Consider the following 21,699-nt stretch of genomic DNA (forward strand, 5'->3'; position numbering starts at 1 on the left):
ATCCCAAAAGGCCTTGGATTAACTCTTTTTCCATTTCTCAATTTCCGCGAAAACGGCCTTTAAATTCGGATTGCCCTCAGCGACAATTTGCTCGTTCAATGCCACAAGCGGATAAAAGTACTCCTCATCCTGAATCGCTTCCGCCATTTTTTTCTGCCAATCGGTCGTCGCCGACGTTTCAATATCGACATAAACAGCTGTCAACGGAATATCGGGGAACTTGCGTGAAATCGCCGCTTCAAGCCATTCAAATGTTTCCTTTGCACTTGGCAAATGAACGCAGCTGGCGCACTTCTCCTCCGCGCCAAATACCGTCAGCGTTAATGCTTGTTTATCCATATTTCTCCTCTTTTCATTCAATTAGTCATAGAGCTCATTCTTTTTTAGCATAGCCCTTTGCTTTTCATTACGCAACGATGGTGGAAAAAAGATTGTAGCTACATGCATATTCGCAGTGTCATCCACCGCTCCTGAAATATAACTCCACAGCGTTAGTGTTTTGTTCGTTACTTTAGGTAAACACATTAATTATGCCCAGCGCCTTTTCTTAAAAGCATCCTGTTATCTTTTAAGAAAACCGCACAGTGGCTTTTTTCTGTCATATCATATAATGATTAACAGCGAAAAATAAAGCAGAAAGATGGATTTTTTTTCTCAACACCCTTATAATAAACAATAGAAAGGAGTTGTTTAATATGTCAGCAACAAGTACTGAAATGTATGATCAAGTCAGTGAAGTATTAGATAAGCTTCGTCCTTTCTTACTACGTGATGGCGGGGATGTTGAGCTCGTTGAAGTAGAAGATGGGATCGTCCGTGTAAGGCTTCTTGGTGCATGCGGCTCTTGCCCAAGTTCCACAATTACGTTAAAAGCAGGTATTGAGCGCGCTCTTCTTGAAGAAGTACCTGGCGTCACTGAGATTGAACAAGTTTTTTAAAACTGAAAAAAACGTCCGGCTGCAAAGCGGACGTTTCTTTTTTTTGTTCGGGGAGGCAATGGCTTCGCGCGCTGCCCGTCTGCTAGGAGAAACCCACTCCTAGCAGACTCAAAAAAACTCGCAGCGGCTTCGCCCATTGCTTTAGAGAAGGGACCCGATCGGGGGTCCCTTCTCTAAAAAATAAACTGGTCGTAAATTGTTTCTGCTTCTTCATAAGAGGTGAAAAGCGCGTCATCTTCTTCCATAATATGGTAATCGTCGAACAAAAATAAGGCAAGCCGTCCTGTACCATCCGGATCTCTCGCTACCGTCGCCTGCTGAATTGTCGAAGCAGTCGGCGTTTGCGGATCACGGTAAATAATGTAGACGCTCTGCCCTTCTTCAAGCTCGTATAAATCAATCATGGGCGGGCCTCCTTTTTCATTGGTTTGCCCACCCATGCTTTTCTTTATTCAGCGAATTGTCGTTTCTTCCTCAACATTCTTTTGTACGGTAATCCCCCGGCTCGCCGGCTTCAGCAATTCAACCTGAAAATCCGGAAACCGACGTTGCAGAACGTCCTGAATTCCTTGCCCTCGCTGGTAAGGCGCGATGCAGAGCATCGTCGGGCCGGCTCCGCTTAATGCCGCGCCATAAGCCTCTGTTTCCTTGACCGCAACTGTCATCACTTCTTCGAGATGGGGGACAAGCTCCTTTCGGTAAGGGTGATGAAAAACGTCCTCCGTCATCATCGCTCCCGCTTTTTCCCAGTCCCCTTGAAGCAAGGCGGCAACGAGCACGTTAGCTACGGAGCTTCCACGCACCGCCTGTTGATAGGATAGCGTATCTGGAAGAACGCCCCTTGCTTTTTTTGTTTTCAGCTCTTCGCTTGGGACAAGCAGGATCAGATCGAGCTCCGGAACCCCGCCAAACAGCACTTCTGTCTGTTCTTCCGTATGTGTTCCAATCACCAGTCCACCATACACGGAGGCGGCTACATTGTCTGGATGCCCTTCCCAAAGTGAGGCAAAGCGTACTTTCTCATCAGCCGTTAATGGCTCGCCCATCAGCTGGTTCGCCAGTTCAATTCCGGCGACAATCGCCGCCGCGCTGCTGCCCAGTCCCCGTGCCAGCGGAATATCGCTTTCCATCACTACTTCGCATGGGGGAAGCTCTTTACCAAGCTTAGCCGCCACATGCAGCGCCACTTGACAGATCAAATTATCCGTACCAGCTGGTACATCCTTGAGCTCTTCCGAAACTGATTGAAACTGCCACTGATCCGCCGGCTTGACGTTCAGTGTTAAATAACGGTTAACAGCAAGGCCAACGGAATCAAAGCCTGGCCCTAGATTGGCTGAGCTGCCGGGAACCTTAATCATAAACGGTTCGCCGCTGGAACTCATGACCGGACCCCTCCTTTAATATGAGCGAGGAAGGCCTCCTTATCATTAGGAAGGACAGCCGGCTTGACATCTACCGTCCCCATCGCTGTATTCGGGTCCTTCAGCCCATTGCCTGTTAAGACGCAGACAACCTTTGAGCCTTTTTTAATTTCGCCCGATTCAATCTGCTTCTTCAAACCGGCAATCGAAGCGGCGGAAGCCGGCTCGGCGAACACGCCCTCACGTTTAGCCAGCAGCTGATATGCTTCGAGAATTTCTTCATCTGTGACATAATCAATTTTTCCATTCGATTCTTCAGCAGCCGCTACGGCCTGCTTCCAGCTCGCAGGATTCCCGATACGAATTGCCGTTGCAATCGTTTCAGGTTCTTCGATCACCTCATCACGGACGATCGCCGCTGCTCCTTCTGCTTCAAAACCGCGCATTTGTGGAAGGCCGGTGCCTTTTTTCTCGTTGTACTCTTTAAACCCTTTCCAGTAGGCTGTAATATTACCTGCATTCCCAACAGGAATCGCCAGCACATCGGGAGCTTGGCCCAACGCATCGCAGATTTCAAACGCTGCTGTCTTCTGCCCTTCAATCCGGTACGGATTGACAGAGTTAACAAGTGTAATCGGCTCCTGCTTACTGATCTCACGGACGATATCAAGCGCATTATCAAAATTCCCTTTTACCTCCAGCACTTCTGCCCCGTACATCACGGCCTGAGCGAGCTTACCGAGAGCGATTTTCCCTTCCGGAATGACGACGATGCAGCGCAGGCCGGCTCTTGCGCCGTAAGCGGCCGCAGCGGCGGATGTGTTCCCTGTTGAGGCGCAAATAATCGCCTTGCTACCCTCTTCCTTCGCTTTTGCAACAGCCATTACCATGCCGCGGTCTTTAAAGGAGCCAGTCGGGTTCGCGCCTTCATACTTCACATAAACGTCCACACCCCACTCCTTCGATAAATGCTCAAGCGGAACAAGCGGTGTGTTTCCTTCACGCAGTGTCAAAAGAGGCGTCTCCTCCGTAACTGGCAACAATTCCTTATATTCCTGTATTAACCCTTTCCAACTACTCATCTTAATGTCCTCCTTCGACACGGTAACAGCTTTCAATCGACTCAATGACATCCAGCTCGGATAATTTTTTGTAAAGTGCTTCATAGTTTTGCTTGCTTGTATGGTGGGTAATGACGATCACTTCCGCTACCTCTTCCCCTTCAATCGGGAGCTGCAGCAGCTTTTCAAAGCTTACTTCATGGCTGGCAAACAGGCTCGTAACCGCCTGGAAGGTGCCGGCCTGATCAAGCACCCGGAGACGCAGGAAATATTTCGACTCGATCTCATTATCCTGCTTTAGCACGCGCTCATGCAGCGGACCCTGTACCGTTCTCCCGCTCACGCCGAGGCGCATATTTTTCATGACGGTCACAAGGTCGGACACAACAGCCGTAGCTGTCGGCAATGAACCGGCACCCGGGCCGTAGAACATCGTTTCGCCGACAGCCTCGCCGTACACATAAACCGCATTGTACTCATTATGGACAGCAGCAAGCGGATGCGTCTTCGGCAACAGTGTTGGTTCGACGCTGACTTCCACGCGGCCATCATCCCGCTTCGCCAAACCGATCAGCTTCATCGTATAGCCGAGCTGATCACAATATTCAAGGTCCGACTTGGTGACAGAAGAAATGCCGCGCACCGACACATCATCCAAACCGACAGGCATCGAAAAGCCTAATGTCGCCAAAATCGCCATTTTGCGGGCCGCATCGAGCCCTTCGACATCCGCAGTCGGATCGCTTTCAGCAAATCCAAGCTCCTGAGCCTGCTTAAGCACGTCCTCGTATGAGCTGCCTTCCTGGATCATTTTTGTCAAAATATAATTCGTTGTTCCATTGACGATCCCCATCATCTTCGTAATTCGGTCAGCAGCCAGACCTTCGCACAGGCTGCGGATGATCGGAATACCTCCCGCTACACTTGCTTCATAATAAAGATCACAACCGTTTTCCGCGGCTACTTTCAACAATTCAGAGCCATAGAGGGCCATTAAATCCTTGTTTGCTGTGACGACATGCTTCCCGTTTTTCAATGCTGTCAATAAATGCTCTCTCGTGGATTCAACTCCACCCATTACTTCAATAATAATATCAATTTCCGGATCTGTTAATACGTCATTTATATCATCGGTTATGAACGCTCCATCAAAATCAACGGGGCGATGCTTCTGTTTATCACGAACTAATACTTTGGTTACCGTGACAGGACAGCCAACTTGATGACGCAATTCCTCCTGGTGACGGCTAATGATTGATACAACTCCCGTACCTACTGTCCCTAGACCTAGTAAACCAACTCGAACCTCCGCTGACATGCTCCCCACTCCTTTTCCACCATGTATACCTAAAATGAACATGTGTTTATCTATAAAGGACATTATAGACCTGTTCTCCTCATAGCACAAGAGGATTTTTCTGTTTTTTTCATTATACACAAATCCCTATAAAAAAACGCACGCAACGGGCGAAGCGGCTCTCTTGTTTTCAAAGACAGGGGCGCAGCTGTGCAGAAGGAAAGCCGTCCCGTTTTCCTGCGCTTTCCTCCACTAAAAAACGCCCAGCGTCTTTTGTAAGAAGCACTGCGCGTTATCCGTTTTGTTGCTTTTGACTCCAGCTTCCATTGGGACAGTTCATTGGGCGAGCCATTCGATGACCGGCAGCTGTCCACCGGCTTTTGCCGGCAAGATGAACGCCGCGAATTCTTTAAGGAATTTCTCGTTTTCCCCTTCCGTATCAAGCAATTGAAAGAGATGCTGCCCCGCACTGATCTGCTCTTCGCGAATCTGACTGCTATAATAGTCTTCGACAGCTTCAAAATAATGCAATGGAAAAACGAGGCGCGCATATAGAAGCCGCCACGAATACGAACTTAATGTCTCATATTGCTCATAGGTCGTCAGGAAGCTCTCAATTTGATTCCACGAGAAAGAACGCTGGTCACGCCGCTGATCCCGAATCCATTCAGCGAGATCACGGCACGGGTGATCATACACAAACTCGGTCGGCCGTTTGACAATCGCTCCATGTTCTGAAAGGACGAGCCATGTATGGTCGGTGTAGCGCCGATGGCAAATCGTCGGCCGTTCTTGTTCTTTGCTCGGATCGTCGAGCATCGCATCGACAACAAATTGAATTGCATTTTCTGTCAGTCCCATATAATAAGGAAAAGAAAATAAAAAAGCTTCATCCACATACGATTGAGGTCCTTGATACAGAAGCTGCTGATACCAGCCCTCTAATTGATCAAGCCTCGTTTCCCACAGCTTATGCCATTGACCGAAAAACTCGTACTGCCGTGCTTCGTAGGGCATCTGCCGGCCGTAATAGTGAATCGCGGCCAAATGCGCTCCTTGATCGGCCTCGCTGCGCACCCTCATCTGACTTTCCTCCAGCAACGGCGGCAACGCACACAGATAAACGAGCTGGCCATCAATCAGACCCGCTCTCTGTCCCCGCAACGTCGGCAACGGAGTAAGGATCGTCGTATCTCCGATTGATTTCATATAATCAGTAAAAGCAATCATTTCTTCTTCTCTGAGCATCGACTCTTCTTTCGGCAATAAAATATAGGATTGTCCGCCGGCCTCAAAGGCATCGTACATGCCGACATGAAACCTTTCTTCACAGTAGAGTCCGTATACGTCATACACATTCCGCTCAAACATTGGCTCTCCTCCTTACCGCTCCAAAAGCCCATTTCCCTTTTTTAGTCTATGTACCTAAAAGGGAGAATGTGTATAATCGTTCTTATTTCTGACATAAGGTTTAATCAGCCCGTACTTTGCCGTGAATGACAAGACGCCCGTCCGCCGGATCGGCGACATAATCGCATGTGGACAAGGTGACGATTTTATCGTCAGCAGTTATGTCAACTTCAGCTTGATGCAAAGAGCGCGCCTGGATCTCTTCGATGAAAGACAGGAACGCTTCATCGCTGTGAAAATCAGTCTCTAAATAATAAAAATCGGTCGTCGTCCGGTACACAGCGAAGATCTCGATCTGATAGCTGTCTGTCAGCGTCTCAATCGTAAACATTTTATGTCGTTTCAGAAAGTCAGGCTCGACAAACTTTTGCAAGCCGGCAAACATCGAGCCATCGCGCATATGATGGCCGTAAATAATCGTATGGCGCTCCTGCAATGGCGCTGCGTTGCGATAATCAACGAAAATGCTTCCTGCCCGCTGCTTCTCCCCTTTATAGTCCAATGACAAATACGTTTCATTGTCGGCTGCCTGAAGAAGGGGATAGTCGACCGGTGTCCCGTCAATCTGAATCCAGCCGATGATATCTTCATTCAAGCGCCGCAGCTTTTCAAAACGCGGCTCCTCAACCTGCTTTTGTTCAGATAGAGCAGCCGCTGGGAGTACCGGCGCCGGTTCATAAAGCTGTCGCGCTTCTTCCAGCGTTCCCTCGTTCTGCTTCCCCTCCACATAAACATCCGTTACGTGAAACAGAGAAAATCCGCTTACCGTTACACAAAGACTGATACCAATACGTTGATATATCCCGGCCAGCTTCTTCATACGCTCCCCCTAAATTCCTTTCGGCACGACAAACAGACCCATTTCTTCGTCTTCTTTAATCAATACGTCAACTCCATAAACCGCTTTAAACATCTCAGCCGTCAGCATCTCCTCCGGCGTTCCTTCAAGGATGATCTCCCCTGCTTTCATCACGATTAAGCGGTCGCTGTAGCGAATCGCCTGATTAACGTCATGCAGCACCATGACAATCGTCAGTCCGTAGCGCTCGTTTAAGCTTTTGACAAGCTCCAAAATTTCAAATTGAAAGTACATATCTAAATAGGTGGTCGGTTCATCGAGAAACAGGATCGGTGTTTTCTGGGCGAGCGCCATCGCAATCCAGACGCGTTGCCGCTCCCCTCCCGACAGCTGCGTAATCGTTTTTTCCCGTTTTTCCGTCAGGTTCGTACATGCCAGCGCCCAGTCAATCGCTGCGTCGTCCTCGTCATGCTGCGGCGTCAAAAAACGTCGGTGCGCCAAACGGCCAAAACTCGTCAGCTTCTCGACCGTCATGTCAACCGGGGCATCATTCTGCTGGTGAACGACGGCCAATTTTTTTGCCAGCTCCTTCGGTTTGTATTGGTTCAGCGTTTTGCCGTCTAACAGAATTTGCCCGCCCTGAGGCAAATAGCTTTTTGAAAGAACGCCAAGCAACGTCGACTTTCCGCTTCCGTTCGGGCCGATAATCGTCGTCACCTTTCCCTGTTCAATTTCGCAGCTGACATTCGTTAACTGCGCTGTTTTCTCATCATATGAAAATGTAATCTCTTTAGCTTCCATGGATGCGATCACTCTTTCTTAGCATAAAGATTAAAAACGGTCCGCCGATGACAGCCATAATGATTGAGGCGGGAATTTCATTCGGCGCAATGACGAGCCGCCCGAGTGTATCGGCTGTCAGGACGAGCAGCGCCCCGGCCAACGCTGAAAAAGGAATCAGTACTTTATGGTCTGTGCCGACAATTTGCCGGGCAATATGTGGCACGAGCAAGCCAACAAAAGCAATCACTCCGGCAACGGCTGTCGCGACCGCCGCCAGCAGCACGGCGACTGCTGAAATAATCAGCCGCAGCCTACTTAATTGAAAGCCAAGATTTCGCGCCGTTTTATCCTGTAACGCTAGCACATTGCACCACGTCGTCAAAAAGAGAGAAAGGATCAAACCGAGCGAGCCGTAGATCAGAACGAGGTCAACCTCACTCCATGTTTTCATCGCCAGGCTGGAGACTGTCGCATGAGTGACGCTCGAATAGCCGACGAAGTAGATAAAAGACTGGTTTAAGCCGGTAAACACCGCGTTTACCGCGACCCCGACAAGAATCATCCGCAGCGGGCTCAGCCCTGATTTCCAGGAAAAAGCGTACACTAAAAAGCAGGCCAGCGCCCCGCCGATAAAAGCGAACAATGGCGCATAAAAAAACGTCATCGGATAAGCGGTGACAATTAACAGGAACACAAACCTGCTTCCCGCCGCAACGCCGATAATTCCCGCTTCGGCCAGCGGGTTCCGCATGACTGCCTGCAGCAGAACGCCGGAAACGGCGAGTGCTGCCCCTGTGAATAAAGAAATAATAATCCGCGGAAAACGCAAATCCTTAATAATGAGCACCGTCTCATTCGGTTCAGAAATGAACCCTTTAATCAGTTCCGTAATCGTAACTTGCAGGCTGCCCGTCGTCGCTGAAAAAAGGCTAACGACAACGAGCAGGCAGCTGACAGAGACAAAGCTCCAAATGATTTTCTGTTTTTGCAAAGCTCTTCACCTATTTTCTCTAAAAAATCATCGCTGAGACGGATAGAGCATTTCGATCAGTTCATCGAGCGCTTCGGCAGCAGCCAGATTGGCAGTCGTGCCAAACAGCTCTTCTTCAAGATCATAGACCCGGCCATTTTTCACCGCATCAAAATGCTTCCAAATATCATTTTGTTTAAATTCCTGATCAAACATCTCGACGACTTCCTCTGGCATGCCGTGAGCCGCACGCAAAATAACATCAGGATTCGACTGCTGCAAATATTCGGTGTTTGAGGCGACATATTCCACGCTCTCTCCAGTCACAACATTGATTCCGCCGCTCAGTTTAACGAGATCACCGATGTATGAGTGCTCCGTTGCGACTAAATAACTGCCGGGAATACCGAGCAAAATCAAGACGGTCGGCGGCTCATTTTGCGCGGTCTGCTCCTGAATGTCTGCGACTTTTCCCTCCAGCCTCGTGACGATCTCCGCAGCCTGAGCCTCGCGTTCATAAGCCTCTCCCAGCCCGGTTATCGAATGGAGCATTTCCTGAAGGCTGTCCAGTTCAACAAATTTGGCCTCAATGCCGACCTCCTCGAACACCGGTCGCAAATCGTACTCCAATGTCGAAACCGACAACACTTCCGTCGGATTCAGCGCCCGGATCATTTCCAAATCAGGCGTTTTGACATTGCCAACCTCCAGCACCCCGTCATAGCGTGGCGGCAGTTCCTTATAGCTTGTTGGCACGCCAACCAAATCAAGCTCCAGTTCGTCCATAATTTCCGTGATCGCCACTGTCGTCGATATGATTCGTGGTTCCTGCTCTCCTTCTGTGATCTCCTTTTCCGCTTCACCATCCGCATGCTCTGTCCCACTTCCTTGAGCCGAGCATGCGGCAAGGGCAACGAGCAGGAGACAGAGAAGAAAAGCCGAAATCGTTTTATTCACCGCGAATCCCCCAATCTGATTTGTTCAAAATTAGTTTCGAATCGTGACCCGTTGCTGAGTCTGATTCCACTCAACTGTCGCTCCTAATTGCTCGGAAATAAAACGAAGTGGAACAAAAGTAGTTCCTTGCTTGATTTCCGGCGCTGCTTCAATTGTGTGCCGGGCCCCGTTCACTTGAATCACCTGACTTCCTTCATGAAGAACAAGCGTTTTTCCATCAACGGTGACCGTTACACTTCGTTCACTGCCATTCCACATCACGTCCGCGCCTAAATGCTCGCTAATAAACCGTAATGGAACGAGTGTCCGGTTGCTCTTGACATAGGGTGCTGCGAGCAGCTGATGCTGGGCACCGTTTGAGGTCACTGCTTTTGAGTTAATATGAAGGACGATGACATCTCCGTTCGGTTGAGCGGAAGGGGGAGGTGATGAAGGTGTTGCCGGTCGGATGGATGTCTTGTCAAGCTGAATGCGGATATCGTAATCAGCATCATACAAAAATCCAGGCAAATTCATGTACACACTGACCCAGGCCTCAATGGGCGCCGCAAAACTGGTCACCTCGAATTCCACAGCCCTTGTATTGGCTGCCTCGTTTTGTGAAATGACGTTGGCATCTGTCAGCACGCCATTTTGGTTTACTTTAAAGCCGGTAATCGATTTGCTGTCCGTTAACGTAAACGACACATATGCTTTTCCGTCGCGCACAGTCAACGTGCCCGGTTTTTCAACGTAATCATTCATCATTGATTGCTCATTCTCGCCAGCCTTTACTACAAGAAAGTCAATCGAGTACGTCCCCTCTTCCAGCTCGCTGACCGCCTGTGCACTTACCGATAATGACAAAACAAACAAGCTGAAAACTGTCACAATCATTGCAAATAGCATCTTATTCATTCTCATTCTCCTTTCCCAAGCGGATGAACGGCCTCAAAGGTCAACTCCCTTGAGGCAATTCAATCCTTTTTTTTATGAAACTGGCTCTACACTGTCACGATCCAGCTCAAGCTGTACCGTGTATTCATTGTCATAATTAAATCCTGGGATTCCGGTGACGATCACATGGGTAAAGACATTAATCTTCTCGTCAAGGTCCGCGACTGGAAACGCGACGACGCGTGTGTCGGCTTGCGAATCGCTTGTCACGACTCTCGCATCAACGTAAGCGCCATCTTGCTCGACTTTGAATTCTCTCGTCCAGCTGCTGTTCGTTAATGTCAGATGCAGTTCATACTTGCCATCTTCCACAAACAGCGTTGCCGGCTTTTCCGTATAGTCGTCCATGACGGAAACCTCATTTGTCCCATCCTTGTAAAACGTAAATCCGATCTCATACTCCCCGTCGGCGAAGTCTGATTCCACTGGTTCCCCTGGTTGTTCAGGTTCAGCCGGCTCTTCGGACTCTCCAGGCTGCTCCGGGTCAGACGGCGTGCTGTCATCTTCAAGCTGCAACGCTTTAACGATCACGGTAACCGCTTCTGCCCGCGTCGCCTGGCCCTTTGGCGCAAAGCGATTATTCGGGTAGCCTTGAATGATTTGATGACTCACTGCTGTCGCCACCGCCTCTTTAGCCCACGAGGCAATTTGCCCAGCATCAACAAAGTTCAGCGCCGCTTGTTCAGCATTCACGTTCAGCGCGCGGGCGATCATGACCGCCATTTGCTCGCGCGTAATTCTGTCATTTGGTCCAAAACGGGCTTCACTATATCCGGTCACAATTCCGGCTCCTGCCGCAACCGCAACCGCTTCTCTCGCCCAATGCTGAGCCGTATCCGGGAAAATAACCTCGGTATCAGCAGTCAGATCAAACGCTTCGACAAGAATTTTCGCAAATTCAGCTCTCGTAACCGTATTGTTCGGTCTAAACTCACCATTTCCATAGCCTTGAACGGCTCCCGCTTCGACTAAAGTCCGAATCGCTTCCTCGGCCCAGTGTCCGCGAATATCCGCAAGCTCGACAGATTGTCCTGGCTGCTGAGGTGGTTGAGGTTGTTCTGTTTCTTCCCCTTGCTCCTCATCAACCTGCTTTTCTGTCGCTAAAACGGCGAATTTCGTAAAGTGATCAACGTCGCCGCTTACGATGCCTTTTTGGCGATCAATGCGGACGTTGTCAAGCTTGATCCATTCATCTGCTCTTTCGTTCAGCCAGTAAATGGCAAGATCAGCTTTGTCAAAATCAACTTCCTTTTTGTCATATGGAATCGCAATTGTCACTTCCTTGCTAAAGTTTCCACTACGATCCTTTGTAATCTCCAAAACATCACTCACAAATTTCATCTGAGCCGGCAGTGGAAGATTACTTCGTCTTGTTACTTTTTCAACGGAGATGACCAGGTCGCGCCCAAAGGCATCTTTAGGAATCCTAATTTCAGCCCCGTTAAACTTGATCGTGCCACCTTTATCTGCCTTGATTTCTGTTTTAGACGTATCCGACTCTTTTGGAAGCGGATTAGACGTTACCGGCTTTTGGGTAAAGCCGCGTTTCATGCTGCTTTCATCAAAACGGAATTGAACGTCATACTTCCCGCTGTAATTAAGTGCTGGTACATCAACTTCGGTATATACGTCAACATCCTTCGATAAATCATAAACCTCAAATCGGACATCTCTCGTATCAGCCGAATTATTTCGCGACACAACCGACGCGCTGCCACCATTCTTCGTTACGCGGAAAACTGGAATCCAACTGCTGTTTTTCAACGTGATCGTAATATACTGACGGCCATTTTGTTCTGTCAGCTTTGCCGGACGAACGGTGTAGTCCTGCATGATCGACGTTTCATTCGTGCCGTCCTTCAGCACACGGTAATTGATCGTATACTCGGCATCTGACTGATCACTACCGCCACCGCCGCCGGAACTAGGTGCAGCTTCAGTTGTGACCGTTGTTGCCGATGACCACGCAGATTGATGTCCTGCCTCCACAGCACGAACTTGATACGAATAGCTGCTGCTATAGCTGAGATTCTCTGAATACGTTTCTGCTGTAATATTGTCGATTACAGTTTCAGTCCCGCCTTCAATCCGCTTCAGCTCATATGTAGCACCAGCCACTGCATCCCATTGAAGCGTGACGCGATTACCTGAAGCATCACCGGCTAGCCCTGCCGGAACATTGACTTTCTTGCCAAGCTTGACCGCGCTTAAATTCGTTTGGACATAAACGTGGCCGCCGTCTACACGCGCTTCTCGATATTCCCATATCGAACCTTTCTGGTGGAAGGCTCCGACTTCCTCAGGCTCCAGTCCGGTTGGTTTAGGCAGGATTAACGTCACTTCTCTCGTGCCTAACCCGCCAACCGTAATTTCAAGCAACACTTCATTTGAGTCCTGCTCCAATCTTGTAACAGACAATGAATCGCTTCCAGCAGGGACGATAATACTAAATGATGTTTCTGCATAAGTCGTGTCAAATCTTGTGTCCGTTATAGTTCGATCAAAGGAAGCTGAACCATCGGCTCCCAGTGCAAGCGAGATACGTGGAACGATACCTGCTTGATCAAAAGCAATCCGGAAAGGCTGCGTATTTTCATAAACAGCTCCGCCTCCCATTGGGACGCGCATCGACACCTTTGCGTCAATCACCTCTGAGAGACTAGCAATCTCAAATTCCTCAACTTGATAATCATTGTCGCTAAAATCCACCCATGTTCCATCCGTCTGCTGCAGCTCCAATTCCGTTACATGCTCGGTTTCGGCCAAAACAAAGGACACATAATAGTTGCCTTCTTCCACAAGCAAAGTTGCCGGCTTCGCAAAGCGGCTATCCATGGATGAAGGTGTGTCGTTGTCATCGCGAATCGCCGTGTAGTTGATGTCATAGGTTCCGTCTGCTAGCTTAACCGTGCTTGGATCAAAAGCAATCCGGAAAGGCTGCGTATTTTCATAGACTGTCTCTCCCATTGGTACGCGCATCGACACTTTCGCGTCAATCACATCAGCGAGACTAGCAATCTCAAATTCCTCAATTTCATAGTCATTTGTACTAAACTCTACCCATTGTCCATCAGGGCCTTGTAGCTCCAGCTCAGTTATATACTCCGTATCTGCCAACGCAAAGGAAACATAATAGTTGCCGTTCTCTACTAAAAGAGTCGCCGGCTTTGTAAAGCGGCCATCCATGGATGATGGATCGTCATTATCAGCGCGAATCGCTGAATATGCAACTGTGTAAGCTCCATCTTCTAATTGTGGGAGTTCTGGCTCTTCTGGTTCTGGTTCTCCTTCTCCTGGATCAGTCGGTTCTCCCGGTGTGCCCGGTTCTCCTCCGTCTCCCGGCTCTGTCGGACCTGATGGCGGATCAAGACTGTCAGGATGTAATTGAATCTGCACCTCATATTCATGATCATAACCTGGTAACCCTGGAACACCCGTCACAACTACGTGAGTGAAAGCATTTATCTTCTCATTAAGATCGGCTACCGGGAAACCGACAATTCTTTTATTGTTAGCCGTATCGTTTTCAATAACCTCAGCATCAACATAGTCGCCGTCCTGCTCGACCTTAAACTCTTTAATCCACTCGCTGTTCGTTAATGTTAGATGAAGCTCATACTCTCCATCATCAACAAGCAACATCGCCGGCTTCTCGGTGTAGCCGTCCATTACCGATGCTTCATTCGTTCCATCCTTCAAGAACGTAAAGTCGATTGTATATTCCCCATCAGCGATAGCTGGGTCAACTGGTTCTTCAGGGTCCGCTGGGGTACCGGGGTCTCCCTCTCCCGGATCACTCGGCTCTCCTGGAGTACCTGGGTCTCCCTCTCCTGGGTCACTCGGCTCACCAGGTGTACTAGGGTCTCCCTCTCCTGGGTCACTCGGCTCACCAGGTGTACTAGGGTCTCCCTCTCCTGGATCACTCGGCTCTCCTGGAGTACCTGGGTCTCCCTCTCCTGGGTCACTCGGCTCTCCTGGGGTGCCCGGGCTTCCTTCTCCCGGATCACTCGGGTCTACCAGCGGACCAAGACTATCAGGATGTAATTGAATCTGCACCTCATATTCATGATCATAACCTGGTATCTCTGGAACCCCCGTCACAACGACATGAGTGAAAGCATTTATCTTCTCATCCAGATCGGCTACCGGAAAACCAACGACCCGCGTATCGGCATCCGTATCATTTTCAATAACCTCAGCATCAACATAGTCGCCGTCCTGTTCGACCTTAAACTCTTTAATCCACTCGCTGTTCGTTAATGTCAGATGAAGCTCATACTCTCCATCATCAACAAGCAACGTCGCCGGCTTCTCGGTGTAGCCATCCATTACCGATGTTTCATCTGTTCCATCCTTCAAGAACGTAAAGCCGATTGTATATTCCCCATCAGCAAGCGTAGATGAGTCTTCTGCCAATGCGATGGAAGGCAGGATCGTTGACAATACGATCAGTAACATGGAAAAGACGGTTACCCATTTTTTGATTTGTCTCTTCACCTTTCATTCTCCTCTCATAATGACACGGCTCGTTTTCTGGCGAGCATCCAGACTAGAGCGGCAGCCGAGACAATTAGCATGACGACAAATGTGGCGATTGGTGCATTGTCGGCCGTTTTCGGATTTTCAATGACCGTTCCACTTGCCGCTTCTTCTGTCTCTACTTGACTGGCAGCTTGATTTCCTTGCTGCTCAGAAGATGGGTTCTGCCCTCCACCTGAAGCTGTGGAAGCCGCTCCCGAATCCGCTTGCGTGCTGCCTGAGCTTTCATTCTGACCGCTGCTGTCTGCCACATTTACTGCGGTAATGCTGTTTTCATCAAAAGCAAATCGGATTGTGTAGACATGATCGTAATCCATCTCTTCAATATCGACGTGAATCGTGGAGACGATTGGCGATGATATGTCATTCGCCCGGAATTGAATCGTTCTTGTGTCTGCCGAGGCATTGCTAGAGATGACACTTGGAGCCGCTCCATTGACAGTCACACTTTTAATCCAGTTGCTCTTCGTCAATGTGATTTGCGCATTAATGTTGCCATTTTCCACGACTAACGTTGCCGGCTTTTGAAAATAATCATTCGCCATCGACGCTGAGTCATTATCCGCTTTTAACACGGTATATTGAGCCGTATATGTGCCATCCGCCAATGCCGCTGAAGCAGAGGAAGGCGCAGGCACAAGAAATAGGATCATCACTACAATCATTAATCTGGCGATAAACATTTGTCTCTGTTTCATGAATGTTCCTCCTCAACCAAAACTGATAACAATAATCATTATCAATGTGTGTGTAAAATTTTTTGCCCATGCAAGGGTTAAAAGACGTGCTGCACCGTAAGCTGCTCTTCCACAATGGTCGCCAAGGCGAGCATAAAATCGGTTGAATCATTTAAAAATTCCGCCCGCACAAAGGTCATTCCGAATCGCTCGGCATGCGCTTTCAGCGGACCGCCAATGTCATGCAAAACCTCGACATGAGCCGTGACAGCCAGCAGGTCGCAAACAACGATCCCTTTCCGCCCTGCATTTCCGGCTTGTTCGACCACCTCCTTCACAGACGGACCGAGCCATTCCTGTCCTGGTCTCGCTCCACGGTAAGCCAGCTTCCAATCCGGCAATTGAAGCTGTTCTGCAATTCGCTCAGCCAATGCCGTAAATTGCTGGCAATAGTCAACGTTTTTCTCTGTTGACCCAGGTCTGCTATGCGTTGTGAAAATCACCTCCTCCTTTTGTCTCGCGGCTTCAGGCAACCAAGTTAAAGCTGACTTCACTCGATTGGCCAATGCTGCCACAAATAATGGTTGAGTCGACCAGTTCTCAATATCAATCACATTAATATCGGCGCCGGTCTGCTCAACACAGCGGCGTACCTGCTGCTGGTACATCTCCGCACCCGATTTCGAATAGAGCGGCGTTAACGGCAATGTCACGATGGAATTGACGCCACGCTCAATCAAACGGCTGACGGCATCGTCGATAAATGGCGGGGCATGCTTAAAACCCGCTTCCACGACCACATCCTGCCGTCCCTTTAATTGAAAAAGCCGTTCGAGTGCTTGTGCCTGCTGGATCGTAAAAGGTCCTAACGGATCGGCCGTCTCCAGTGCCCGGTATTGGGCATCAATCTGCTCAAGCTGTCGGGCCGGTGCCTGGCGACCATTTAAAATATGATTGACATAATCGCCGACATGCCCGAGACTTTCCGGTGAACCGTAGGACATCAGAAGAATTCCAATCATCATTGTGCTCCTTTCTTTTTACATTGCATTGTGGTTTTGATCGACCGCTTCACGTCCGCCGATGACATCATAAAAGGCAATTTGAGAATCGAGAATATAATCAGAGCGCACGCCGTCATGCGTTTTGCGAAACATCTCACTCGATGTCCAGCTGTGATGGGCCTGCTGCGATTCCCATTTTGACCAGATCAGCAAAATATCGTATTCTTCCTCTTTTTTGCCGCGCTTCTTTAAAAGATTCATATCAAGAAAGCCCGGCACCTTTTCGATTTGTCCCATATGAGCCATCTTTGCGGCAACGCGGTCACTGAATCCTTTTTTTACTTTAAGAGTGTTTTCAATTACGAACATGTTTTTTTCTCTCCTTTTTAGATTAAGATTGAGTAGCTTGAACAACACCGTACGGTTCACAGACCGGATACTCGCCGGCTGAATAGACACGCGCTTCAATGGAAAACACGTCCCGGAAAAAATCTGGATGATACACGTCGAGCGGTTTCCCTTGCCTCACCACCTTTCCATTTTTCATCGCGATGAGCTGATCGCTGTAGCGGGCGGCTTGGTTTAAATCATGCAGCACCATGATGATCGTCAGTCCCAACGAACGATTGAGCTCCTGAACCAGCTCCATCACCTCAAGCTGGTGGGCGATGTCCAAATAGCTCGTCGGTTCATCCAATAAAAGAATTTGCGGTGTTTGCGCGATCGTCATCGCAATCCAGGCGCGCTGTCGCTCCCCGCCGGACAAGGAGGAAAGCGGACGGTGCTGAAGCGCGGTCAGCCTGGTAGCCTCCAACGCCCAATCAATATAGGTGTTATGACTTTGATGATAATCCTCATACCATTTCAAATGCGGCTGACGGCCGAATTTCACTAAATCGCGCACCGTCATTTCCGAGCGATGATCATAAATTTGCGGCAGCATCGTCAGTTTTTTGGCAATATTCTTACTAGAAAGCGTATGGAGCTCCTTCCCCTCCAGGTAAACCGCGCCATGTGCCGGTTTGAGCAGCCGGGTTAGCAAACGAAGGACCGTTGATTTCCCTGAACCGTTCGGACCGATAATGCTGACCACTTCCCGTTTTTTAAAACGCAGCGACAGCTCTTTTATGTAATACGAATCAGAAAACCCGAAGCTTAGCTGATCCGCTGTTAAGACATCCTCCATCCTTTCATTCCTCCTCTCAGCAAATACAAGAAGAACGGAGCGCCCAACGCCGCAAGCAAAATGCCGACCGGCAGTTCAATCGGATCGAACCAGCTTCGCGCCGCCGTGTCAGCCAATACGACGAGACAGGCTCCACCGAGCGCCGAGGTCGGCAGCAGGAAGCGATAATCATTGCCGACAATCATTCGCATCATATGGGGGACGACTAAGCCGACAAACCCGATTAAGCCGGCGACACTCACTCCCGCCCCCGCCAGAAAAGTCGCCAGCAAAATAAGAAACAGCCTGCTTCTTTCCACCTGGGATCCTAAAAGCTTCGCCACTTCATCGCCAAGCAGAAGCAGATTGGCATGCTTGACAGCGAAAATCGACAGGGCCATGCCGATCAGCGCATACGGCAAAATGATCGCGACATGGGACCAGCCTCTCCCGCTTAATCCGCCGACAAGCCAGGGAAGCACCGCTTGAACATTGTCGCTGTAAAGAATCATCACCGCAGACATCAACGCCCCAAGCAGCGAGTTGATCGCCACACCGGCAAGAATCATTCTTAACGGAGAGACGCCATTTTCCCAGGCGATGAAATAAATGAGAAACGTCGCGGCCAGCGCCCCGAGAAAGGCACCGAACGGCAACAGGGAAAGATAGTGCGGCAGGACGAGCATCATCGTCACCGCCATTAAGCCGGCTCCGGCGGAAACCCCGATAATTCCCGGATCGGCGAGTGGATTTCTCATCACTCCTTGCAGCAGCGCGCCGGCGATCGCCAGGCAGGCGCCGACAAGCAGGCCTGTTACAATACGTGGCAGACGCAAATCCCAGACAATTTGCCGCTGCAGTGAATCGGCAGGTGAGAACAGCGCGGTCCATACCTCGGACACTCGTATCGTGACCGAACCGGTCATTAAGCTGTACAGAACGGCAATGACACAAAGAGCAGTGACGATGACCACCGTCGTCCAGCGCCGCTTTGTCCGCTGATCCCCTCGGTCCGCTTTTCCTACAGAATCATCGAACTCCATTATTTCCTTCGCTTCCTTCATGTCTGACCCCCGCTGTTTCCAGTATTGTTCGTCATGCTATCTCCCCTTTTCCGCGACCGCAGTTACGCTTTCATGGATAAACTGAAGCGCCTCACCGATACGCGGACCGGGATTGGAGCTGAAGAGCTCCGGCGGGAGGATGACGAGGCGCCCTTGCTCCACAGCCTGTAAATGCTGCCATGAAGAATTACTTTTTACTTCCGCTTCAAACTGTTCCTTAACAGCCTCTTCATCGCCGTGGGCAATAAAGTAAACAATGTCCGGGTCTGCTTCAAGGACACGCTCCATGCTGAGCTGCGCATATTGAGGATAGTGCTCAATTTGCGGCAGCCCCTCGGCAATATTGAGCCCGCCGGCAAGGGCGAGCAAATCTCCCGAGAGCGAAGAAGGCAAGGCTGCCATCATCGTATCCGCGCTGCCAAAAATAATGAGAGCCTTTACTTCCTCAGCAAGTGGTGTCAATTCAAGCTGGTCGACATCAAGCGAAGCAAGCAGTTCTCCGGCCTGTTCCTCCTTGCCGAGAATCCGGCCATACAGCTCGACCGCCTGTAAAACATCGTCATAGCTGTTGCCGCTCGTCAGGACGACCGGAATTCCGAGCGAAGCAAACATATCAACATCCTTCCGGTTGAGTTCAGCATGACCGATCACCAGATCCGGCTGAAGACTGACAACTTTTTCAAAATCAATATCATGGGCGGTCCCTACCTCTTCCGCACCTTGTAATGCCTCCGAAACTTGCTGATTCTGCACGGTCGGTCTGCCGACGACTTCCCCGCCGAGCGCCTGGACAATTTCAGCATCTGCTTGAACAAGAGAAACGAGACGCCGCGGCGTCTGCTCAAGCCCGACTTCCCGTCCGGCGAAATCCGTCACAGTCACGCCTGCCCCGCCATCTCCCGTCACTGGTAAAGTCGCCGTTTCCCCGCTTGTCGTACAAGCTGCAAGCGGGATAAATAGTAGAAAAAAGAGAGAAACCCTCAGTCTACGCATCACTATGTCTCTCACTAACAACTCCTCCAATTGAAAACAATTATCATTATCATCATTTGTGTAAAATTATAAACAAAATCAAAATATTGTCAATATAAATGATAAAGATTTTCATTGTCACTTAGGAATTTTTTTCTTCCTAAAGAAATTTCGCCTTGATTAGCCCTTCCCAATTGCCCCTTTTTCCAGTAAGTATAAAGAAACAGCGTTGCGGCTATTTTCCATCAGAAGTATAATATCACCAGTTGTCCCGTAAACTGTAACTATCTATCATGCTGGAGGGAATGAAATGAGCAAACCTAACATGGATGAAGTAGAAAAAAAAGCACGCTCCTGGATGCAGGAGCGTGGCGTGACATTAGAGGATATCGCGGAGCTTGTTTATTTTTTACAGGTCAAATACCATCCTGATCTTCAGCTCGCTGATTGTTTAGAAAATGTCGATCGCGTTGTAAGTAAACGCGAGGTGCAAAATGCGATTATTACCGGGATTCAGCTCGATGTCCTGGCCGAAAAAGGAATGCTGGAACAGCCGTTGCAGGGGATTATTGATCGAGACGAAGGTCTATATGGCGTCGATGAAATTATCGCTTTATCAATCGTCAATGTGTACGGCTCAATCGGCTTCACCAATTATGGCTATATCGATAAACAAAAGCCCGGCATTCTGGAACGGCTGAATGATAAATCAAGCGGTGAGTGTCACACCTTTCTTGACGATATTGTCGGAGCGATTGCCGCCGCTGCCTCAAGCCGGCTCGCCCATCGCGCAGAAAACGCTGAATAACAAAAAACTCAGTCAAACCGGGGTCGGGCGAGAAAAGAGCGGTAAACGGGCAGAAGCCGCTAGGGCAAAGGGTGAACAGCAAGCTTTCATCTTTTGCCCCTGGCCCCGCCAAAAGCTGCTTACATCACCATCCATTCGGCGAGGGAGCCGATGGCGCTTGTCGGTTTCTCTTTCACCTGGGCGATCTCTTCTTTCGTTGACACCCCGGTGTAAACGAGCAGCGTATCCATTCCAGCCCGAATGCCGGCGAGAATGTCGGTGTGATAATTATCACCGACCATCACCGTCTCAGCCTTGCTTGTGCCTAGTACGTCTAAAGCCTGCTCGATGATGATCGCCTCCGGTTTGCCGATAAAAACCGGCTTCACTCCTGTTGACAGAGCGACGACGGATACAAGTGAACCATTCCCCGGTACGAGTCCGCGTTCCGTCGGTAAGGCGACATCACCATTTGTCGCAATAAAGGACGCCCCTGCGCGGACATGCAGGGCGGCCTTTGCTAATTTTTCGTATGTAATGTTGCGGTCAAGGCCGATCACGACATAGTCAGGCTCCTCTTCCACGAGAAGATGCCCTTCCTCCATCAAAGCAGAGCGCAAGCCCTCTTCGCCAATCATATAGATTCTCGCCTCTCGCTTCAGCTCGGAAAGATAGCTCGCTGTTGCCATGCTCGTCGTAAACACATGCTCCGTCGTTGCCGGAACGTCCATTGTCCGCAGAAGCTCGGCTACCTGCTCAGGACGCTTTGTTGAATTGTTCGTAACAAATAAATAAGGCAGCTGCTTTTTCTCCAATTCCTTCACAAAGGAGACCGCTTCCGGAATCGCCTCCCTGCCGCGGTAAATCGTGCCGTCGAGATCAATTAAATAGCCTTTATAGTGTTTCATGCCCTTCTCCCCTTTAACAGAAATAGAGCCTGGGGCAAAAGGTTGGTATTCATCATACCCTTTTCCCA

The 21,699-nt window shown here is 49.5% G+C and carries 21 protein-coding genes; 2 read left to right on the top strand and 19 right to left on the bottom strand.

All coding sequences use genetic code 11. The annotated features are described in order from the left end of the window. Positions 1-18 precede the first annotated feature (18 nt). Positions 19-339, bottom strand: a complete 321-nt coding sequence (locus ABMB67_RS11535; RefSeq protein WP_251222858.1) for a YuzD family protein — start codon at positions 337-339, stop codon at positions 19-21. A 356-nt stretch (positions 340-695) separates the two neighbouring features. Between ABMB67_RS11535 and ABMB67_RS11540 the strand changes: the two genes are divergently transcribed. Next, positions 696-938: a NifU family protein gene (locus tag ABMB67_RS11540; protein ID WP_251222857.1), complete on the top strand. Its 243-nt coding sequence runs from the start codon at positions 696-698 to the stop codon at positions 936-938. Positions 939-1,111: 173 nt separating this feature from the next. Here ABMB67_RS11540 and ABMB67_RS11545 read toward each other — a convergent pair whose 3' ends face one another. The 17 genes from ABMB67_RS11545 to ABMB67_RS11625 form a co-directional block, all read right to left on the bottom strand. Further along, the gene (locus ABMB67_RS11545) at positions 1,112-1,342 is read right to left on the bottom strand and encodes a transcriptional regulator SplA domain-containing protein (protein ID WP_354572155.1); all 231 of its coding nucleotides are present in this window, start codon (positions 1,340-1,342) and stop codon (positions 1,112-1,114) included. 48 nt (positions 1,343-1,390) lie between these two features. Continuing rightward, positions 1,391-2,323: a homoserine kinase gene (gene thrB / locus ABMB67_RS11550; protein ID WP_251222855.1), complete on the bottom strand. Its 933-nt coding sequence runs from the start codon at positions 2,321-2,323 to the stop codon at positions 1,391-1,393. Then, the gene (gene thrC, locus ABMB67_RS11555) at positions 2,320-3,384 is read right to left on the bottom strand and encodes a threonine synthase (RefSeq protein ID WP_251222854.1); all 1,065 of its coding nucleotides are present in this window, start codon (positions 3,382-3,384) and stop codon (positions 2,320-2,322) included. The genes thrB and thrC overlap by 4 nt, the downstream gene beginning before the upstream one ends. A 1-nt stretch (position 3,385) precedes the next feature. After that, on the bottom strand, positions 3,386-4,681 hold the full coding sequence (locus ABMB67_RS11560) for a homoserine dehydrogenase (protein WP_354572156.1): 1,296 nt from the start codon (positions 4,679-4,681) through the stop codon (positions 3,386-3,388). A 315-nt stretch (positions 4,682-4,996) separates the two neighbouring features. Further along, entirely contained in the window at positions 4,997-6,031 is a 1,035-nt protein-coding gene (yutH, locus tag ABMB67_RS11565; RefSeq protein ID WP_251193175.1) for a spore coat putative kinase YutH, read from the bottom strand. 100 nt (positions 6,032-6,131) lie between these two features. Continuing rightward, the gene (gene srtB / locus ABMB67_RS11570) at positions 6,132-6,890 is read right to left on the bottom strand and encodes a class B sortase (protein WP_354572157.1); all 759 of its coding nucleotides are present in this window, start codon (positions 6,888-6,890) and stop codon (positions 6,132-6,134) included. Positions 6,891-6,899: 9 nt separating this feature from the next. Beyond that, entirely contained in the window at positions 6,900-7,670 is a 771-nt protein-coding gene (locus tag ABMB67_RS11575; protein WP_354572158.1) for an ABC transporter ATP-binding protein, read from the bottom strand. After that, positions 7,660-8,643: a FecCD family ABC transporter permease gene (locus ABMB67_RS11580; RefSeq protein ID WP_251222850.1), complete on the bottom strand. Its 984-nt coding sequence runs from the start codon at positions 8,641-8,643 to the stop codon at positions 7,660-7,662. The genes ABMB67_RS11575 and ABMB67_RS11580 overlap by 11 nt, the downstream gene beginning before the upstream one ends. Positions 8,644-8,670: 27 nt before the next feature. Further along, the gene (isdE, locus tag ABMB67_RS11585) at positions 8,671-9,579 is read right to left on the bottom strand and encodes a heme ABC transporter substrate-binding protein IsdE (protein ID WP_354572159.1); all 909 of its coding nucleotides are present in this window, start codon (positions 9,577-9,579) and stop codon (positions 8,671-8,673) included. 30 nt (positions 9,580-9,609) lie between these two features. Continuing rightward, positions 9,610-10,476 carry a stalk domain-containing protein gene (locus tag ABMB67_RS11590; RefSeq protein ID WP_354572160.1) on the bottom strand — a complete coding sequence of 289 codons (867 nt, stop codon included), beginning with the start codon at positions 10,474-10,476 and terminating at the stop codon, positions 9,610-9,612. Positions 10,477-10,548: 72 nt separating this feature from the next. Continuing rightward, complete coding sequence (locus ABMB67_RS11595; RefSeq protein ID WP_354572161.1) at positions 10,549-15,012, bottom strand: NEAT domain-containing protein; 4,464 nt, start codon at positions 15,010-15,012, stop codon at positions 10,549-10,551. A 14-nt stretch (positions 15,013-15,026) separates the two neighbouring features. Then, entirely contained in the window at positions 15,027-15,752 is a 726-nt protein-coding gene (gene isdC / locus ABMB67_RS11600; RefSeq protein WP_354572162.1) for a heme uptake protein IsdC, read from the bottom strand. Between the two features lie 77 nt (positions 15,753-15,829). Beyond that, positions 15,830-16,753, bottom strand: coding sequence for a ferrochelatase (gene hemH, locus ABMB67_RS11605; protein WP_354572163.1), 924 nt, complete (start codon positions 16,751-16,753; stop codon positions 15,830-15,832). An 18-nt stretch (positions 16,754-16,771) separates the two neighbouring features. After that, positions 16,772-17,104 (bottom strand): antibiotic biosynthesis monooxygenase, encoded by a 333-nt coding sequence (locus ABMB67_RS11610; RefSeq protein ID WP_251222844.1) that lies wholly within the window; start codon positions 17,102-17,104, stop codon positions 16,772-16,774. Positions 17,105-17,126: 22 nt separating this feature from the next. Continuing rightward, a complete protein-coding gene (locus tag ABMB67_RS11615) occupies positions 17,127-17,921 on the bottom strand; it encodes an ABC transporter ATP-binding protein (protein WP_354572164.1) in 795 nt (264 codons plus the stop codon). Further along, positions 17,906-18,964 (bottom strand): FecCD family ABC transporter permease, encoded by a 1,059-nt coding sequence (locus ABMB67_RS11620; RefSeq protein WP_354572165.1) that lies wholly within the window; start codon positions 18,962-18,964, stop codon positions 17,906-17,908. The genes ABMB67_RS11615 and ABMB67_RS11620 overlap by 16 nt, the downstream gene beginning before the upstream one ends. Positions 18,965-19,000: 36 nt before the next feature. Further along, positions 19,001-19,972, bottom strand: coding sequence for an ABC transporter substrate-binding protein (locus ABMB67_RS11625; RefSeq protein ID WP_354572166.1), 972 nt, complete (start codon positions 19,970-19,972; stop codon positions 19,001-19,003). A gap of 274 nt (positions 19,973-20,246) precedes the next feature. On the opposite strand from ABMB67_RS11625, the gene ABMB67_RS11630 reads away from it, so the two are divergent. Next, a complete protein-coding gene (locus ABMB67_RS11630) occupies positions 20,247-20,744 on the top strand; it encodes a phosphatidylglycerophosphatase A family protein (protein ID WP_251222840.1) in 498 nt (165 codons plus the stop codon). Positions 20,745-20,863: 119 nt separating this feature from the next. Here the strand turns inward: ABMB67_RS11630 and ABMB67_RS11635 are convergent, their stop codons facing one another. Beyond that, a complete protein-coding gene (locus ABMB67_RS11635) occupies positions 20,864-21,631 on the bottom strand; it encodes a TIGR01457 family HAD-type hydrolase (protein ID WP_251222839.1) in 768 nt (255 codons plus the stop codon). Between the last annotated feature and the right edge of the window lie 68 nt (positions 21,632-21,699).

The organism is Halalkalibacter oceani (assembly GCF_040544555.1).
GTDB lineage: Bacteria > Bacillota > Bacilli > Bacillales > Bacillaceae_D > Halalkalibacter > Halalkalibacter oceani.

Excerpts from the sequence above, each read along its gene's own strand:
- ABMB67_RS11535 (WP_251222858.1), bottom strand. The coding sequence starts at position 339 with ATGGATAAACAAGCATTAACGCTGACGGTATTTGGCGCGGAGGAGAAG.
- ABMB67_RS11540 (WP_251222857.1), top strand. The coding sequence starts at position 696 with ATGTCAGCAACAAGTACTGAAATGTATGATCAAGTCAGTGAAGTATTA.
- ABMB67_RS11545 (WP_354572155.1), bottom strand. The coding sequence starts at position 1,342 with ATGATTGATTTATACGAGCTTGAAGAAGGGCAGAGCGTCTACATTATT.
- thrB (WP_251222855.1), bottom strand. The coding sequence starts at position 2,323 with ATGAGTTCCAGCGGCGAACCGTTTATGATTAAGGTTCCCGGCAGCTCA.
- thrC (WP_251222854.1), bottom strand. The coding sequence starts at position 3,384 with ATGAGTAGTTGGAAAGGGTTAATACAGGAATATAAGGAATTGTTGCCA.
- ABMB67_RS11560 (WP_354572156.1), bottom strand. The coding sequence starts at position 4,681 with ATGTCAGCGGAGGTTCGAGTTGGTTTACTAGGTCTAGGGACAGTAGGT.
- yutH (WP_251193175.1), bottom strand. The coding sequence starts at position 6,031 with ATGTTTGAGCGGAATGTGTATGACGTATACGGACTCTACTGTGAAGAA.
- srtB (WP_354572157.1), bottom strand. The coding sequence starts at position 6,890 with ATGAAGAAGCTGGCCGGGATATATCAACGTATTGGTATCAGTCTTTGT.
- ABMB67_RS11575 (WP_354572158.1), bottom strand. The coding sequence starts at position 7,670 with ATGGAAGCTAAAGAGATTACATTTTCATATGATGAGAAAACAGCGCAG.
- ABMB67_RS11590 (WP_354572160.1), bottom strand. The coding sequence starts at position 10,476 with ATGAATAAGATGCTATTTGCAATGATTGTGACAGTTTTCAGCTTGTTT.
- isdC (WP_354572162.1), bottom strand. The coding sequence starts at position 15,752 with ATGAAACAGAGACAAATGTTTATCGCCAGATTAATGATTGTAGTGATG.
- hemH (WP_354572163.1), bottom strand. The coding sequence starts at position 16,753 with ATGATTGGAATTCTTCTGATGTCCTACGGTTCACCGGAAAGTCTCGGG.
- ABMB67_RS11610 (WP_251222844.1), bottom strand. The coding sequence starts at position 17,104 with ATGTTCGTAATTGAAAACACTCTTAAAGTAAAAAAAGGATTCAGTGAC.
- ABMB67_RS11615 (WP_354572164.1), bottom strand. The coding sequence starts at position 17,921 with ATGGAGGATGTCTTAACAGCGGATCAGCTAAGCTTCGGGTTTTCTGAT.
- ABMB67_RS11620 (WP_354572165.1), bottom strand. The coding sequence starts at position 18,964 with ATGAAGGAAGCGAAGGAAATAATGGAGTTCGATGATTCTGTAGGAAAA.
- ABMB67_RS11630 (WP_251222840.1), top strand. The coding sequence starts at position 20,247 with ATGAGCAAACCTAACATGGATGAAGTAGAAAAAAAAGCACGCTCCTGG.
- ABMB67_RS11635 (WP_251222839.1), bottom strand. The coding sequence starts at position 21,631 with ATGAAACACTATAAAGGCTATTTAATTGATCTCGACGGCACGATTTAC.